We start from the raw sequence: 15,966 nt of genomic DNA, 5'->3' as shown, positions 1-15,966 counted from the left end.
AGTGGGTGAATATTCGGGACAAGCATTAATGGATCAGTCGCTGCAACGTGCTGGTGGCGTAACAAGGCCGTTCGACGTAACGCATCGGATGGTGATGCTTATCGCCATTCCCATGACACTTGCCGCAGTCACGACGCCACTTCTCGGGCTCGTCGATATGGGCGTTGTCGGTCAGATGGGGCAGGCCGAGCTGATCGGCGGTCTGGCGATCGGAGCGCTTGTTTTTGATTTCCTGCTGTCGTTATTCAATTTCCTTCGCTCCGGCACGACCGGACTTGTTGCGCAGGCTGTGGGTGCGGAAGATGCTGTGGAAGAACAGGCAATCTTCTGGCGAGCAATCATCATAGCGGTTGTGGCCGGTAGCCTGATGATCCTGTGTCTGCCGATCATCGTGGCCGTCTCATCCACCTTCATGCATCCCACGTCCGCCACACAGGAAGCCATGGCGACATATGTGTCGATCCGCATGTTGTCGGCACCGGTCGCGCTCATCAATTATTCGATACTGGGATTGGTTCTTGGGCGTGGGCAGGGCCTGGTCGGCCTTGGTCTTCAGGTGCTGCTCAATGGTATCAATATCGTGCTCTGCATCATCCTCGGGCTCGAGCTGGGCTGGGGTGTTACCGGTGTTGCCTGGGCAACGGTGACCGGCGAAACCGTTGCTGCTCTTGTCGGCATGTTCATCGTACTTCGGCATTTCCGTAAGGATGCATCGCTGCGCCCGAACTGGGCGCGGATCGTTCAGAAACAAGGTATTCTGCGTATGTTCGCCGTCAATCGCGACATCATGATCCGTTCATTCCTGCTGCTTACAGCTTTTGCGTTCTTTACACGGGCAGGGTCTGACCTCGGTCCGGTCACCCTTGCGGCCAATGCGGTGCTGATGAACTTTTTCCTCGTTGCCGGTTTCTTTCTGGACGGGATGGCAGCGGCTGCCGAGCAAATTGTCGGGCGGTCGATCGGAGCGCGTTACAGTCCAGCGTTTGTGCGGGGCGCCAAGCTTACTTTCGTCTGGGGCCTGGTCATGGCGAGCGTCATTGCTTTTTTCCTGCTGGTTTTTGGCGATGCGATCATCGGCCTGCTGTCCAAGGCGGAAGATGTTCATGCCGAAGCCCTGAAATATCTGCCCTGGGCGGCGCTGACAGGGATTACGGGATTGCTGGCCTTCCATATGGACGGCGTTTACATCGGCGCTACATGGTCGCGCGACATGCGCAACATGATGTTCCTGTCGCTCGCATTCTTTATGGTTGTTCTTTATGCAGCAAAGCCCGTGATGGGCAATCACGGGCTTTGGCTGGCTCTCAACCTATTTCTATCTATTCGTGGCGTCACGCTTCTGGCGATCCTGCCGCGACGTTATCGTACAGAATTCGTCACTTGATTACGCGGGTAGTTCGCGCCTGGCCCATTCCTTGGCGTCCCGGTCGCGCAATGCGGCAATATTGGCAACGCCCTCGCGTTTTGCAGCAGCCGACAGGCCGCGCACAATTTCAGCAGGCAGGTTCGGTCCGCGATAGATCAGACCTGTATAAAGCTGGACGAGATCGGCGCCTGCCTTGATCTTTGTCAGCGCTGTTTCAGCGCTATCCACGCCGCCGACGCCGATCAGCGGCATGTCAGGACCGACGCGTTCGCGCATCCGGGCAAGAACGATGGTGGAGCGGTCGAAAAGTGGTGCGCCGGAAAGGCCACCCGTTTCATCGCGATTGACCGTGCTTTTCAATCCGGTACGTGAAAGCGTCGTATTGGATACGATAATGCCGTCCAGCTTCTGTTCAGTTGCCTCGGCAGCGATGTCGTCCAGTTCTTCGTCGGCCAGATCGGGTGCGATCTTGAGGAAAACGGGACGCTTCAAGGTGCACATTTTGCCTTCTTCGTTGCGGGCATCAAGTACACGGCTCAACAGCTCCCGAAGGCTATCGCGAGCCTGAAGATTGCGTAAACCCGGTGTGTTGGGCGAAGAAATATTGACCGTGAAATAGCGTGCTAGCTGATAGAAGCGGCGAATGCCGGCAACATAGTCGGCAATGCGGTCTTCCGCATCCTTGTTGGCTCCGATATTGACGCCCACGATGCCGCTCTTGCCTGCACGTTGTGACAGGCGTTTAAACGCCGCATCATGGCCTTCATTGTTGAAGCCGAGACGATTGATAACCGCTTTATCATCCACGAGGCGGAAAATGCGCGGGCGTGGATTGCCGCTTTGCGGGCGCGGTGTGATGGTACCGATTTCAGTGAAGCCGAAACCAAGTTTCAACAGAGCGTCTGGCACTTCGGCATTCTTGTCATAACCGGCCGCCATGCCCAGCGGATTTGGAAACTGCAGGCCCGCAACCTTGACGGAAAGAGCCGGATCGTTCGGCGCACCGCAGGTCACAAGTCCTGTCTTCAGGCCAGCGATGGAAAGGCCATGTGCCTGTTCCGCGTCGAAGGCAAAGAGGGCGCGTCGCCCGAGAGTTTCAAAAAGCCCACTCATTAATCTTCCAGCTCCGGAAAAATGTGAAGACCATCGTCGCCCAGTGGCAAGATTTCAACCTTCAAGACCGCGGCAAGCGGCAGCTCGCCATAAAGATGAGGAAAGAGGGCTCCGCCACGTGAAACTTCAAACTTCAATGCTGCGCCAAGCGCGGAAGCATTCACACTGATCAGAAGCAGATTGCGCTGGCACGCAAAATGCTTGGCTACCGTTTCCCGTACCTGTGTTGCAGTGGAGAAATGGATATAGCCATCGGCAATATCAACCGGAGCCCCGGTAAAACTACCAGCCTGTTCTGCTTGTGCCCAAAGGTCGCGCGGAGCGATCTTATAGATGATCTCATTGGTCATGGCTGCTCTCTAGACCGAAATTCTTCGGAAATCAAAGTCCCGTATGTTCGATTTTCGTCGTAAACGTCCCATATGATGGGGACATCTCAAAGAGAAGCTGAAGGGAATTGCATTATGTTGAACAGAAAGACACTGATGGTTCGTAATCTGGCTGCTGTTGCTCTTCTCGGTTCGGCACTCGTTCCGGCCAATGCGCTTGAGCAGGAAAATGGACGTTTTCGGCTGGAAGGCACGGAAACCGGTTATGTTCGTCTGGACACCAAAACCGGGGCAATCTCGACCTGCACGGAGCAGCAGGAACAGCTCGTCTGCAAGATGGCGACAGAGGATCGCGAGGCTTATGAGAACGACATTGCCGATCTGCAGGATCGTGTAGAAAAGCTTGAAGATAAGGTTTCGGCTCTTGAGGGGAAAGGCGGAAGTGCCGCTTCGGGCCTTCCGACCGAGCAGGAGTTCGAGCAATCCATGAGTTATATGGAGCGCTTCATGCGTCGCTTCATGGATATAGCGAAAAGCTTCGATAGCGAGCCGGAAAGCCCGAGCAGTGGAGCAACACCGGGCGGGCGAACCTGATGATAAGAAAAAGGCGCCATGCGGCGCCTTTTGATTAGAGCATTTCCAGCAAAAGTGCGAAGCGGTTTTGCGTAGGATAATGCGTAAAAACAAACAGATAGAGCGCAAGCGCGAACGAATGTGAGTGCTTTTCGCTCTATTGGGCGAAACGCTTTGTCGCTTCGATCAATTCATGGGTAATGCCGGGCTCCGTGACGGCGTGCCCCGCATCCTCGATGATCTTGAGGTCAGCTTCCGGCCACATCTTCTTCAACTGCCAGGCATTGATAAACGGTGTGCAGACATCATAGCGGCCATGGATGATCACGCCGGGAATATGTCGGATCCGGTCGACGTTACGCAAAAGCTGGTCATCGGAATCGAGGAAGCCGCGGTTCTGGAAATAGTGGCATTCGATACGTGCAAACGCGATGGCATATTGGTCCTCGCCAAAGGCGTCGACACGATCCGGGTCCGGCAGAAGCGAAATGACCGAGCCTTCCCAACGTGCCCAGCGCCGCGCTGCTTCAAGCTGGACCTGTGGGTTGCGATCGGTCAGACGCTTGTAATAAGCAGCAATCATATCGCCGCGTTCTGCTTCCGGTATATGCTCCTGATAAGCCTCAAAGTGGTCCGGAAATAGAATGCTCGCGCCGTTGGAATACATCCAGTCAACTTCGAAACGGCGGACCATGAAAATGCCGCGCAGAACAAGCTCTGCCACACGATCGGGATGGGATTGCGCATAGGCAAGGCCAAGCGTCGAACCCCAGGAGCCGCCGAAAACCTGCCACTTCTCGATCCCGAGATGCGCGCGAATATGCTCCATATCAGCCACAAGATCCCAGGTCGTATTTTCACGCAGTTCCGCATGTGGCGTGGAACGACCGCAGCCGCGCTGATCGAACAGGATGATGCGGTAGCGTTCAGGGTCGTGCAGGCGGCGCATCGTTGGCGTAATGCCGCCGCCGGGGCCGCCATGGATCATGATGACCGGCCTGCCGTCCGGATTGCCGCACTGCTCAACGTGGATTCGATGCAGCGGAGAAACCTGAAGCATCTCTTCCTTGAACGGTTGGATCTCTGGGTAAAGCGTATTGCGCGTCATGAAATGCCTTTTTGGTTCCCTTCCATTTGGCTGGTCGGGCCGTTCTTATGTTATTTTCAATGCTCAGCCTAACATAGAATGCGGCCAGATGGCGGCAATGACCAATGTGAAAAGAGGTTAGCAACGTGAATTATGGTTGCCCACGCCAAAAAACGGCATAAAACGGAATGGTTGGCTGATTAGTCAGCACCGCGAGGGAGGAGACCTGAAACAATGGCGCGCGAGGCTCATGCACTTCATCATCGCTGACGATCACCCGCTTTTCCGGGGAGCACTCAGGCAGGTCCTTTCGGGGCAGTCACAGAGTGTGGAAATCATCGAAGTCGGCGATTTTGACGCCGTCAAGAAACTGGTCGGCGAGCGAGAGGATATTGATCTTCTGTTGTTGGATTTGACGATGCCGGGCGGAACGGGTCTTTCCGGCTTGGTGACGTTGAAAGCCTTGCAACCAGCGCTTCCGGTCATTATCGTCTCAGCAACAGACGATGCAGCAACCATCCGCCATGCAGTGGAACTCGGCGCTTCCGGCTTTATCTCCAAATCCGCCAGCATGGAAACCATTGGCGAGGCCGTGCGCACCGTTTTGGCAGGTGATATCTGGATGCCAGACGATATTGAACTGGATCATCCGCACGACCCTGAAATCGAAGTGCTCATTGCGCGGCTGCGCACATTGACCCCCCAACAGACGCGCGTATTAACCATGCTGGCAGAAGGTTTGCTGAACAAGCAGATTGCCTATGAGCTTGGTGTATCGGAAGCTACGGTCAAGGCGCATGTTTCGGCAGTGCTGCAGAAACTTGGCGTTGACAGTCGTACCCAGGCGGTCATTCTGCTGTCACGCATTGGCAATGACGCTCTGAACGCGGATTGAATGCTGCGCGGTTACTGAGCAGCATTCTGCGCTGACGAATTGTCCTGCCTCGCATGATAAAAATGCGACAGCAGGGAACGCAGTGCAGCGGGCCGAAGCGGCTTGTGTAAAACCGTCACATTCTCATCTTCAGCCCGCTGGCGGACTTCCTTTGAACGATCGGCCGTCAGCAGGATGGCCGGTATCTCCACCTGAAACGTCTCGCGTGCAAAGCCGATCATATCCAGACCGTTTTCGTGCAGAAGATGATAATCTGCGACGATTACATCAGGAGGGGCTGAGTGATCGACACAATAGTTCTTCAATGCCGTTCCGCTACTTAGCGTCGTGACCCGGCAACCCCAGCCGCGAAGCAGTGTTTCCATTCCCGACAGAATACTAGCGTCGTTATCGATACACAAAACATTGAGACCGGTCAGCTCCAGTGTTCGTTGCAGGCCGCGGCGGCTCTTCACTTCATCGGTGGCTACTTTTTCCTGTGAGATGGGAATGCGCAGGGTGAACATGGTTCCCTTGTCTGGCGTCGACGAAAGCGACAACGGCAGCGACAGAAGCCTTGCGATACGGTCGACGATGGAAAGGCCAAGCCCCAGGCCTTCCGCTTCCCGCATTCCCTCATCCAGTCGTGTGAACTCCCGGAAGACAAGTTTCAGTTTCTGTGAAGGAATGCCGATGCCGGTATCAAGCACCTGCAATTCTACAAAGGCTCCTCGACGCCGGACACCCAGCAAAATGCCGCCCCTCCGGCTATACTTGATCGAATTGGAAACAAGGTTCTGGATCAGGCGCCGCAGCATGTTGCGGTCAGTTCTGACGACGATACTTGATGGCACAACACGCAACTTCAGCCCCTTGGTGGCTGCGAGAGGAGAAAAGTCGGTTGCGATCTGACTCATAAGCTTGTCGAGACGAAATACCGACAGGTCCGGTTTAAGAGATCCAGTGTCCAGACGGGAAATATCCAGCACCATACCCAGAATGGCTTCCACCGCTTCCAGCGAGGAATCGATGTTGCGTGCGAACTCACTGGTTTCGGAGCGTCCAAGTTTTTCGGCAAGCGCGGTACTGTACAATCTTGCTGCATTGAGCGGTTGCAGGATGTCATGGCCTGCTGCTGCCAGAAAGCGCGTTTTCCCTTGATTGGCTTCTTCCGCTGCGGTCTGAGCCTTGGCAAGCTGCTGGTTGACGCGGGTCAGTTCTGCGGTGCGATCGGCCACGCGCTGCTCCAGCATCTCTGCTGCCCTCTGGCGTGTGACATCGGCTTCAACTGCTGCCGTAATATCGGTATATGTCGCGACAATGCCACCGTCCGGCATGGGGTTGGATTGAATTTCCAGCACCTTGCCGGTCGATTTCATGTTGATGCGCCACGGCTGGCGCGCAGCCGCAAGCGAGCGGATCACACCGTTTTGAGCGTTGAACGATATGTCGCCCCGACGGTGTAGCTGCTCCACAATTTCGGAAACGGGTATCCCGACCTGCATCACTTCATCGGGAAGATCGAAAAGCTTGCGGAACTGCCGGTTCCAGCACGTCAACCTCAGATCCTTGTCGAGCACGGTGATGCCTTGTTCCATCTGATCGAGAGCGGTCTGCAGCAGATCGCGGTTCTGCTGCAATGCGGTCGAAGCATCGTCAAGGAGTTGTCGCGCGTCACGCCCGGACGCGTCCCCCTTCTGCAACAGCAGTGACAGGACAAGGCGTGCCGATGCGGAGCCGACGGCTGTGCCAAGAAGCTGCTCCGCATGGCGGATCAGTGGTGTGTCGACGGTCATACCTGGATCAAGACGCCGCTGTTCTCTTCCTTCAAACCGAAGAAAGGCGCGTTCGACGCGTTCAGCGCCAAGATAGCGCGCCATGGTGGCTTTCAGTTCGGCGACAGTGACAGTTGTGCGGAAGCGCTTGAGTGTTGGCGTGCCGATAAAATAACGCGGCAGGAAGATGCTTGCCTGAATGCGTTCAAGCGGGGTCGAGGCGCGCGAAAGGGAACCAAGAATGTAGAAGAGCGTATTGGCGGCAAGGCTCCACATCACACCGTTGGTCAAGGGGAGAGCGTTGGTTCCGAAAAGCGCCTCGGGGCGCAGGGCCGTAAAACCAAGAAAGCCATCGCGCAGAATGGCGGCATTTTCCGGCGCCATGGTTGGCAGCAACAAAGTGTAGGCCCAGACAAGAAATCCGGCTGATAGTCCCAACATGGCACCGCGCCCATTCGCATTGCGCCAGAACAGCCCACCGATGAAGGCGGGCACGAATTGCGCGATCGCTGCAAAGGAAACGAAGCCGATCGAAGCCAGATGGATGTTATTGGAGGTAAAGCGATAATAGGCGAATGCGAATGCCAGGATACCGATAATGGTGAGGCGGCGTGTGTTCAAAATAACCTTGGTGAGGTCACGCTGTTCTGCGGCCTGTTGCTTTGCCAGTCGTCGGATAAAAAGCGGCAGCACGAGATGGTTGGAGATCATGATTGAAAGCGCAACACAGGCGACAATGACCATCGCCGTTGCTGCCGACAATCCGCCAAGAAAAGCCACGAGCGCGAGCCAGTGGGCACCCGCCGCGAGCGGCAGAGCCAGAACGTACAAATCTCCGCTGACATTGCTTCCGAGCGTCATCACGCCGATCAGTGCAATGGGAAACACGAAGATATTGATGAGCACCAGATAAAGCGGAAACAGCCAGGAGGCGGTGCGCAGTTCCTTTTCGCTCCGACTTTCCACCACTGTCACATGGAACTGTCTCGGCAGCATGATGATGGCCGCAGCACTGAGCGCGCTTTGCACGATCCAGGTGCCGATGGATGTCTGGTAGTGGAATGCCTCCAGCGCCTCCGGCGATTGGGATATCTGATTAATGAGCTGCGACGGAGCGCCAAACAGGAAGAAGGTGCAGGCAAAGCCAACGGTCAGGAAGGCGCAAAGCTTGATGACGGATTCCAGAGCCACAGCCAGGATGAGGCCGTTCTGGTGCTCCGTGGCGTCGGTATGGCGGGTACCGAAGAGGATTGCAAAGACAGCGAGCACAGCGGCAACGGGCAGCGAAATATCGCCGAATATGAACACTGACGGATCGACTGCCGATCCATAATGCTCCATGACGAGCCCGACACTGCCGGAAACGGCCTTGAGCTGAAGAGCGATATAGGGGATTGAGCCGACGGCTGCGATGCAGGTCGCGAGAGATGCTACGCCAAAGCTTTTGCCGTAACGGGCTGCGAGGAAGTCGGCAATTGACGTGATGTGTTCGGATTTCGCCAGCCGCACGATATGCCGCAGCAACCGGTTGCCGAGCGTAAAGACGAGAATGGGGCCGATATAGATCCCGAGGAATTCGAGGCCGCGCTGAGCCGACAGGCCGACCGAGCCGAAGAACGTCCAGGACGTGCAGTAAACAGCCAGGCTGAGCGCGTAGATATAAGGGCGTGGAGCACTGTTCCAGCGCGAGGTGCGCCGGTCGCCGATACTGGCTACCGCAAAGAGTAGCAGCAGATACAAAAAGGCGGCGCCAATAATACCCCAGCCCTGCATAGCCAGCTTGTTCCCTCACTCCTCGACTATGATTTGACGCAAGCACTTTCGGCGGGTTCGCGCAAGATTAAAGCGCATCCCAAAAAGTGCGAAGCGGTTTTTGGACAAGATGCGCGTTGAAATAAACTGATAGAGTATCTCCAGTGATTCAAGCTGAACAGGAGATGCTCTGTCGATGAAAAACAGTGCGTTTTCGCCGCTTCATCTTTTCTTTGGTAATTTTCGCCTACAAACTAGGAGTGTGATCCTGAAAAGTGCACATCGCTTTTCAGGACTGCGTTTGAAATGGCAGAGCGCGTTTCGGTTCCGTTGTTGAAAAACGGCTTTGCCATCCATCGCCAGTTTATCTGGTGCCCAGGTTGATTCGGCGAACGCCACCGCAGCAGGACGGCCCCAGCGGTCTGCGTTCGTGAGGGAGACAAGTTAATGCTAAAGGAATTCAAGGAATTCGCCCTGAAGGGCAATATGGTCGATCTGGCCATCGGTGTCATCATCGGCGGGGCGTTCGGCGGCCTCGTCAACTCCATCGTCAATGATATCATCATGCCGATCATCGGTCTGATCACTGGTGGTATCGATTTTTCGAACATGTTCATACAGCTTGCAGGCGAACCCAGAGCCACGCTGGCGGCTGCCCGCGATGCCGGTGCGACCATTGCTTATGGCAATTTCATTACGCTTCTCATCAACTTCCTGATCATCGCATGGGTATTGTTCCTGGTGGTGAAAGCGATGAACCGTATGAAGAAGAAGGAAGAAGCAAAGCCGGAACCGGAAGCCCCGCGCGAAGAAGTTCTGCTGACCGAAATCCGCGATCTTCTGGCAAAGCAGAAAGCCTGACCGATCCGGGACCAGTGAATGAAAGCGGAGCCCTTGTGGCTCCGTTTTCTTTGGATCCATAAATGCGGTTGATCTGACCATCACAAAAAGCCGCGTGATTTCGCTGACGGCCCTTGATAAGCACAAAATCAAAATCGAAATTCAACGCGGGGAAATCATGACGCTCATCGCCAATCTTCGTCGGGAAGCTGCCCTTTCGCCGGAAAGCGGTATTGTGGCAGTCGCCAATCACGGGCGCGGACGCGAAGGGCTAATTCCGCTCTGGGTGGGGGAAGGCGATCTATCGACGCCGGACTTCATTCGCGCTGCTGCTCAAAAAGGTATCTCTGACGGAGAGACCTTCTATACCTGGCAAGCTGGCATTCCCGAGCTGCGGGAAGCACTCGCGCGTTATCATGCCCGCCATTTTCCGCTGTCTCTGAAACCGGAGAATTTCTATGTCACCGGTTCTGGTATGCACGCCATCGAAATGGCGCTGACAGCAACCGTTGGCACGGGTGAAGAAGCGATTTATCTTTCCCCGGCCTGGCCCAATTTTGTTGGCGCGGCTGGTCTCGCGGGGGCTGTACCGGTTCCGGTCGAGCTGGAATTCGGTGCCAATGGCTGGATGCTCGATCTGGAGAAAATCGCAGCCGCCATCACCCCGCGCACAAAAGCGCTCTTCATCAATACGCCATCCAATCCGACCGGCTGGACGGCGGATCGTGAGACATTGCAATTCATTCTCGATCTTGCGCGCAAGCATGGTCTCTGGATCATCGCCGACGAGATTTATACCCACTTCTATTATGGTGGCGGTCGTGCTCCATCCTTCATGGATATTATGGAGCCCGATGATCGCATCATCTTCGTCAATTCGTTCTCCAAGAACTGGGCGATGACAGGCTGGCGTGTTGGCTGGATGACAGTGCACCCGTCATTGGGGCCGGTTATTGAAAACCTGATCCAATATTCGAATTCAGGCGTTGCCCAATTCATGCAGCGTGGTGCTGTGGCGGCGCTGGATGAGGGGGATGCCTTCATTTCGATGCAGGTCGAGCGGGCGCGGTCCACGCGGGATCGCCTGTGTGCCGCGCTATTGTCGACAGGTAAAGTTCGCCTGACACCCCCACAGGGCGCATTTTATCTTTTCTTCGGCGTGGATGGTGTTGAGGATTCCGTCAAGGCAGCCATCGATATGGTGGACAATGCCAATGTCGGCCTGGCACCTGGCAGCGCGTTTGGCTTCGGCGGCGAAGGTTTCTTCCGTCTTTGTTTCTGCCGGGACCCGGAACAGGTGGATGAAGCTGCAAGGCGACTTGTGCGCTGGATCGAAAAGCTCTGACAAAAAAAGGCCGGTTGAACCGGCCTTTTTATTTGAGTGTTCAGCCTATCAGCCACCCGCTTTGGAGACCATCAGCGGAATGATTCGTTCGGAACTGGCTGGCTGTGAAACAGTGGGCTCAGCATAAGGAATGCCAAGTGCATTCCACACTTCCAGCAAAGCCTCCTTGAGACCGTCGATCAAGGTGTCGTCATGCAAAGGCGACGGTGTGATGCGCAGCCTTTCGGTTCCGCGTGGGACGGTCGGGTAATTGATCGGCTGGATATAGATACCATGCACTTCCAGCAGGCGATCGCTGGCTTTCTTGCACAGCTCAGGATCGCCTACCAGAATCGGCACGATATGCGTTTCCGACGACATAACAGGAAACCCTGCAGCGGAAAGTACGTCCTTGGCGCGCTGGGCCTGACGCTGCTGGCCGTCGCGTTCCACCTGCGAGGTCTTCAGGTGCCGGATGGCGGCCGTTGCGGATGCGGCGACTGCCGGAGGCAGGGAGGTGGTGAAGATGAAACCCGGAGCATAAGACCGCACGGCATCAACAATTGCACGTGAGCCGGTGATATAACCGCCGAGCGCGCCAAAGGCCTTGGCAAGCGTGCCCTCGATAACATCAATGCGGTGCGCAAGGCCGTCACGTTCGGTAATGCCGCCGCCACGCGCGCCGTACATGCCAACGGCGTGAACTTCGTCGATATAGGTCATGGCATTATATTTGTCGGCCAGGTCGGCGATTTTCTCGATTGGCGCTATGTCGCCATCCATCGAGTAAACGGATTCGAACACGATCAGTTTTGCGCGCGTCGGACCGGCTGCTTTCAGAAGCTGCTCCAGATGCTCGACATCATTGTGACGGAAAATCTTCTTCTCCGCACCCGAACGACGCACGCCTTCGATCATCGAAGCATGGTTCAGTTCGTCGGAAAGGATGAGACAGTTCGGCAGCAGCCGGGCAATCGTTGAAATCGAAGCTTCATTGGAAACAAAGCCAGATGTGAAAACGAGACCGGCTTCCTTGCCGTGCAAATCAGCAAGTTCGTTTTCCAGTTCGACCAGCGGATGGTTATTGCCGGAAATATTGCGCGTCCCACCGGAACCTGAGCCCGCGTTGCCAGCGGTATCGCACATAGCCTTGATCACGTCGGCGTGGTGTCCCATGCCAAGATAATCGTTGGAACACCAGACGGTGATTTCGCGGGCAGTGCCATTGTTGCGCCAGATAGCTCGGGGGAAGCGTCCAACAATGCGTTCAAGATCTGCAAAAACGCGGTAACGCTTCTCGGCGTGCAACTGGTCGATCGCTTCTTCGAAAAAACGGCGATAGTCCATAATGCGCTCCTTAGTCTGTGCCCTAACTAGCGCTTTTGGCACTTGTCGTCCATGGCGCATTCGTGGGCAATTTGCCACGTTTGCGTGAAGCAGCATTGATTAAAATCAAGCAAATAGGCTCGACACCAAAAATAGTGGCGAGCAATTTCCATCACGAACCATGACGGAATATCGCGCAGAGTGATCGGCTTCGACGCAGAGTTGCTTGAATGATGAGCAATCAAACATCAGCTAATACTAATATTCACAAAAGCTCGGCACCTGTATGAAACCAACGCAGACGGCGATGAACTATCCGGCCTCGACGACGGGGGACTGGGTACCGTATTGGCACGCGTCACCGATGCGCCATTTGCGTTTGCGATGGCGGCATGTGCAGCTTTCGGTTCCGAACTACAAAAACAAGGCAAATCTTATTGCCGCGTCTGGGAGCTTCGAGCCTTTACGACCGGACGATCTTCCGCTTGTCTGCGTTGTCCGCAATGCGGTGCCCTATATGAGGTCCTTCCTGCGCTATTATCGCGAGATGGGTGTTACGCGTTTCATCGTTGTCGATGACCGATCGGACGACGGCACGACCGAAATTTTGTCCAGTGCGCCTGATGTGGACTTGTTCTGTTCGAACATACGTTACGCACAAGCTGATCGCGGGCGTGTCTGGCGCGATGCCCTGTTTAATCTCTACGGACGACAGCGCTGGTATCTGTCCGTCGATGCCGATGAGTTCTTCGTCTTTCCGAGAATGGAACAACGGAATATCCGCTCATTTATCAGCGAACTGGAGCAGAATGGAATTCGTCGCTGCCTGGCACCGATGATCGACATGTATCCCGGTGGATTGTTGCGTGACGGTGTCTTTGTCGATGACGGGGCGAAGTATCCGTTCGAAGTTTCCTCACATTTCGACGGTGACGGTTATACAGCGAAGCCTGAGAAGTTTGGGGTGGCAGTGCGCGGCGGGCCGCGTTTACGCTTGTTCGGGCGCAGTATGCGGCTTTCTAAATTCCCGCTAATGTGGGTCGACAAGAAGACGGACTATCGCCGGGGCAGCATTCACGGACCGGGACCATGTTTCCGGAATTTTCTTCCGGCAACAGGAGCTCTTCTCCATTATCGCTTCTCGTCACTTTCAGTCGGCGAGTTCAAGCGCATTGCATCGGAAAAAAGCCATGCGGGTGGTGCTGAGCACTACCGCGCAATCGTCGAGAATGAGCGTTTTTCCGACGATCTCTCACTCGTCTATGAAGGTTCGGTTCAATATACGGGACCAGCCTGCCTTGTGGAGCGCGGCTTCATGGCCGATATGCGCGAAATTGAGCATGGTACCAAGCCGAAGAGACGACTTAGCGCGTAAATGTCTTCCGCAGAAACTGCAATAAGATGTCATTGCGCCTGATCGTAAGGCGCGGAATGCCGAATGGATCGTCAGTTGATCGCGCGCGGCGTTTTTCTGTGGTTGTGGCGTTTTTATAGCCCGCGGCTTCGACGATCTTGCGCGTGGCTGCGTTTTCTCCACCGTAGGGATAGGCGAAAGATGTGACTTCGCTGCCGAGCAGGTCTTCGATTTTTATGCGTGATTGCTGGATTTGCGATATGGCTTCCTGCTCGTTCGCTTCCGGCAGGAAGATATGGTCGAGCGTATGGGAGCCGACTTCATGACCAAGATCTGCCCATTCGCGCAATTCGGCTACGCCCATGCAGTTGGCGCGTGCAACGCCGATCTTCTGATCCCAGAGATTGAAACCGCCGATCTGGTTGGCGACGAAATAATTCGTGGCGGTGAACCCAAATTCCTGCAGCACGGGCAAGGCGTTACGGAAAACATTTTCGAAACCGTCGTCAAAAGTGATGACGGCGACTTTGCCTTGCTTCCCACCATAAATGTAAGGGATTGCGTCCTTTAACGATAAGCCACGATAGCCCAGCCGATTCAGCCAGGCCATTTGCTGGCGAAAACGATCCGGATGCACGGTCATGCTGCGATAGGGCGCGCGATGCGTCGGCGGCACATCAATCTGGTGATAAAGAAGGATCGGAACTGGCACGGGAAACCTCAAACAGCAGCGCGCGAGCGCGATTTTATCTTCCAGCGGTAAAGCGGGCGCAAGATTTCACGCTTCAGCTTGTCCGGTAAGGAGCGCGATTTCTGGATTGTGCTGCCACCGAGCCGCACCGAAATTTCCCGCACTCCGCCGGGAAGGACAGACAGCGGTTTTAGCCCGGTGATCCAGTTCATCTGCGCTGTGGTGTCGACCGGCCGATCGAAGACCTGTGTTGCTGACAGCAATCGCTGCGCGGCCTCGCGCCCGACAAGCTGTGCAACCATGCCAAGACCAACCGGTACCGGCTCAATGATCCGCAACGTTTCGGTGTTCAGCACAACGCGCCCGCTTTCCCGCGCACGAAAGGGAAAGCGGATGAAACTATCGGGCTGAAGAACCTGGCAAGCCGCAGAATAAGCTGGTGCAAATTCCGACGTCAGTTCAACATCATCTTCCAATACGAGACCCGCATCCAGCCCCTGATCGACAATTGCCTGCCAGGCCTTCCGGTGCGAAAGAAAACAGGCGATTTCGTTCGTGCTGAGTTGAAATGGATAGCGGGGCTTGTGCGCTGATCGCCGATAAACGCGGCTGATCGTTTGCGCATCGAGTGTGCGCCCATCGACGGCTTTGACCACATCGGTTTCTACAGGCAGCTTTCGAATGAGCTCTTCAACTTGCGGCTGCCGGTCGGTGGCGCGCTCCAGATGAATGATGAAAGCCTTGACGGCCCTCTGCGGGCCGCCATTAGGGATGATTTCAGGACGCGTTTCGTTCATGGTCCTTATCTACCTTGCAGCGCACAAAAAGCTCAAGGTATTTTGCAGATCAGACCGGCTTCCAGCCCGGCTCGACGCTATCGGCTTCTGCCCGCCACAAATCGGCGTAGTCGACATTCTGCCAATCCTTGAACCATGGCCCGCCACGCGTATAGTGCACGACTTTCGGCAGCCCGGTTTTCGGCTTCTCGTTCCAACCTTCCAGCCAGTTATAATCCGTCGGTAATGCGCCGATTTCATCATCGGCAGCCCACTGCATGCGGTGCAGATACGCGCCGGTTTCGCGATTGATCAGCTCCGGCGTCAGCTTGCGCGTCGAGGGGTGCTCGCAGTTGAACAACATGCAGGAAGACCAGTTCTTGCGCGGATAGCTGGTCTGCACCTTGCCATCCATCTTCACGCTGTCCTTGGGTTGATAGTCGTGCTGAACGCAATAAACGGCCTTCGAAGGATCATTATAAGATTGGAGGCCAGCAATATCGCCAAGGAAAAGAAAGTCGCAATCGCAGAAAAGTGCCCACCCTTTGTAGCCCGCGAGCCATGGCGTGAAAAACCGCGAATAGGTAAATTCCGTCGATGCCAGTGGATCGACTTCCCGTGTGTAGGCCCCTTGATCGACAAGGTCCTGCAATTTGATCGGCACGATCTCAAGCGGGATAGAGGAATGCTTCAATGCGGATGCTTTGGCGACTTCATATGCGATGGGCTCGCGAGAATCCCATCCGATGAAAATGCGTAACGGTTCACTCATTCATAAGCTCCTCT

Annotated in this window: 14 protein-coding genes; 6 read left to right on the top strand and 8 right to left on the bottom strand. The window is 55.4% G+C overall.

All coding sequences use genetic code 11. From position 1 onward, the window contains the following. Window positions 1–28: 28 nt before the first annotated feature. Window positions 29–1,384, top strand: coding sequence for an MATE family efflux transporter (locus ACYSN1_RS05240; protein ID WP_461724690.1), 1,356 nt, complete (start codon window positions 29–31; stop codon window positions 1,382–1,384). Here the strand turns inward: ACYSN1_RS05240 and ACYSN1_RS05235 are convergent, their stop codons facing one another. Then, the gene (locus tag ACYSN1_RS05235; protein ID WP_461724689.1) at window positions 1,385–2,479 is read right to left on the bottom strand and encodes a quinone-dependent dihydroorotate dehydrogenase; all 1,095 of its coding nucleotides are present in this window, start codon (window positions 2,477–2,479) and stop codon (window positions 1,385–1,387) included. It abuts the gene before it with no gap. Continuing rightward, window positions 2,479–2,829, bottom strand: a complete 351-nt coding sequence (locus ACYSN1_RS05230; protein ID WP_461724688.1) for a DUF952 domain-containing protein — start codon at window positions 2,827–2,829, stop codon at window positions 2,479–2,481. The genes ACYSN1_RS05235 and ACYSN1_RS05230 overlap by 1 nt, the downstream gene beginning before the upstream one ends. A gap of 114 nt (window positions 2,830–2,943) precedes the next feature. Between ACYSN1_RS05230 and ACYSN1_RS05225 the strand changes: the two genes are divergently transcribed. After that, complete coding sequence (locus tag ACYSN1_RS05225) at window positions 2,944–3,402, top strand: hypothetical protein (protein WP_461724687.1); 459 nt, start codon at window positions 2,944–2,946, stop codon at window positions 3,400–3,402. A gap of 136 nt (window positions 3,403–3,538) precedes the next feature. On the opposite strand, the gene pip is transcribed toward ACYSN1_RS05225, so the two are convergent. After that, window positions 3,539–4,489 (bottom strand): prolyl aminopeptidase, encoded by a 951-nt coding sequence (gene pip / locus ACYSN1_RS05220; protein ID WP_461724686.1) that lies wholly within the window; start codon window positions 4,487–4,489, stop codon window positions 3,539–3,541. Between the two features lie 229 nt (window positions 4,490–4,718). On the opposite strand from pip, the gene ACYSN1_RS05215 reads away from it, so the two are divergent. Then, window positions 4,719–5,363, top strand: coding sequence for a response regulator (locus ACYSN1_RS05215; protein ID WP_461724685.1), 645 nt, complete (start codon window positions 4,719–4,721; stop codon window positions 5,361–5,363). Between the two features lie 11 nt (window positions 5,364–5,374). Here ACYSN1_RS05215 and ACYSN1_RS05210 read toward each other — a convergent pair whose 3' ends face one another. Then, on the bottom strand, window positions 5,375–8,890 hold the full coding sequence (locus tag ACYSN1_RS05210) for a PAS domain-containing hybrid sensor histidine kinase/response regulator (RefSeq protein ID WP_461724684.1): 3,516 nt from the start codon (window positions 8,888–8,890) through the stop codon (window positions 5,375–5,377). A gap of 426 nt (window positions 8,891–9,316) precedes the next feature. Between ACYSN1_RS05210 and mscL the strand changes: the two genes are divergently transcribed. Together mscL and ACYSN1_RS05200 are read left to right on the top strand one after the other, a co-directional pair. Further along, complete coding sequence (gene mscL, locus ACYSN1_RS05205) at window positions 9,317–9,730, top strand: large conductance mechanosensitive channel protein MscL (protein ID WP_140020161.1); 414 nt, start codon at window positions 9,317–9,319, stop codon at window positions 9,728–9,730. A 157-nt stretch (window positions 9,731–9,887) separates the two neighbouring features. After that, entirely contained in the window at window positions 9,888–11,054 is a 1,167-nt protein-coding gene (locus tag ACYSN1_RS05200) for a pyridoxal phosphate-dependent aminotransferase (protein WP_461724683.1), read from the top strand. Between the two features lie 48 nt (window positions 11,055–11,102). On the opposite strand, the gene hemA is transcribed toward ACYSN1_RS05200, so the two are convergent. Next, window positions 11,103–12,380 carry a 5-aminolevulinate synthase gene (hemA, locus tag ACYSN1_RS05195; RefSeq protein WP_461724682.1) on the bottom strand — a complete coding sequence of 426 codons (1,278 nt, stop codon included), beginning with the start codon at window positions 12,378–12,380 and terminating at the stop codon, window positions 11,103–11,105. Window positions 12,381–12,645: 265 nt separating this feature from the next. On the opposite strand from hemA, the gene ACYSN1_RS05190 reads away from it, so the two are divergent. Beyond that, on the top strand, window positions 12,646–13,734 hold the full coding sequence (locus ACYSN1_RS05190; protein WP_461724681.1) for a glycosyltransferase family 2 protein: 1,089 nt from the start codon (window positions 12,646–12,648) through the stop codon (window positions 13,732–13,734). On the opposite strand, the gene ACYSN1_RS05185 is transcribed toward ACYSN1_RS05190, so the two are convergent. The 3 genes from ACYSN1_RS05185 to ACYSN1_RS05175 are packed head-to-tail and all read right to left on the bottom strand — an operon-like array spanning window position 13,724 to window position 15,952. After that, window positions 13,724–14,425, bottom strand: a complete 702-nt coding sequence (locus tag ACYSN1_RS05185; RefSeq protein ID WP_461724680.1) for a polysaccharide deacetylase family protein — start codon at window positions 14,423–14,425, stop codon at window positions 13,724–13,726. The two genes, ACYSN1_RS05190 and ACYSN1_RS05185, sit on opposite strands and share 11 nt — an antisense overlap. A gap of 8 nt (window positions 14,426–14,433) precedes the next feature. After that, window positions 14,434–15,201, bottom strand: coding sequence for a glycosyltransferase family 25 protein (locus ACYSN1_RS05180; RefSeq protein WP_461724679.1), 768 nt, complete (start codon window positions 15,199–15,201; stop codon window positions 14,434–14,436). A gap of 49 nt (window positions 15,202–15,250) precedes the next feature. Next, window positions 15,251–15,952 (bottom strand): glycosyltransferase, encoded by a 702-nt coding sequence (locus tag ACYSN1_RS05175; protein WP_461724678.1) that lies wholly within the window; start codon window positions 15,950–15,952, stop codon window positions 15,251–15,253. Window positions 15,953–15,966: the final 14 nt, after the last annotated feature.

Source organism: Brucella sp. LJL56, assembly GCF_054871705.1.
Note: the sequence above shows the minus strand (reverse complement) of the source record. Positions and strands in the feature narration are given on the sequence as shown.

Bases quoted from the DNA above. Each gene is read 5' to 3' on its own strand.
- ACYSN1_RS05215 (WP_461724685.1), top strand. From the start codon at position 4,719: ATGCACTTCATCATCGCTGACGATCACCCGCTTTTCCGGGGAGCACTC.
- ACYSN1_RS05190 (WP_461724681.1), top strand. From the start codon at position 12,646: ATGAAACCAACGCAGACGGCGATGAACTATCCGGCCTCGACGACGGGG.
- mscL (WP_140020161.1), top strand. From the start codon at position 9,317: ATGCTAAAGGAATTCAAGGAATTCGCCCTGAAGGGCAATATGGTCGAT.
- ACYSN1_RS05240 (WP_461724690.1), top strand. From the start codon at position 29: ATGGATCAGTCGCTGCAACGTGCTGGTGGCGTAACAAGGCCGTTCGAC.
- hemA (WP_461724682.1), bottom strand. From the start codon at position 12,380: ATGGACTATCGCCGTTTTTTCGAAGAAGCGATCGACCAGTTGCACGCC.
- ACYSN1_RS05200 (WP_461724683.1), top strand. From the start codon at position 9,888: ATGACGCTCATCGCCAATCTTCGTCGGGAAGCTGCCCTTTCGCCGGAA.
- ACYSN1_RS05230 (WP_461724688.1), bottom strand. From the start codon at position 2,829: ATGACCAATGAGATCATCTATAAGATCGCTCCGCGCGACCTTTGGGCA.
- ACYSN1_RS05210 (WP_461724684.1), bottom strand. From the start codon at position 8,890: ATGCAGGGCTGGGGTATTATTGGCGCCGCCTTTTTGTATCTGCTGCTA.
- pip (WP_461724686.1), bottom strand. From the start codon at position 4,489: ATGACGCGCAATACGCTTTACCCAGAGATCCAACCGTTCAAGGAAGAG.
- ACYSN1_RS05180 (WP_461724679.1), bottom strand. From the start codon at position 15,201: ATGAACGAAACGCGTCCTGAAATCATCCCTAATGGCGGCCCGCAGAGG.
- ACYSN1_RS05225 (WP_461724687.1), top strand. From the start codon at position 2,944: ATGTTGAACAGAAAGACACTGATGGTTCGTAATCTGGCTGCTGTTGCT.
- ACYSN1_RS05175 (WP_461724678.1), bottom strand. From the start codon at position 15,952: ATGAGTGAACCGTTACGCATTTTCATCGGATGGGATTCTCGCGAGCCC.
- ACYSN1_RS05235 (WP_461724689.1), bottom strand. From the start codon at position 2,479: ATGAGTGGGCTTTTTGAAACTCTCGGGCGACGCGCCCTCTTTGCCTTC.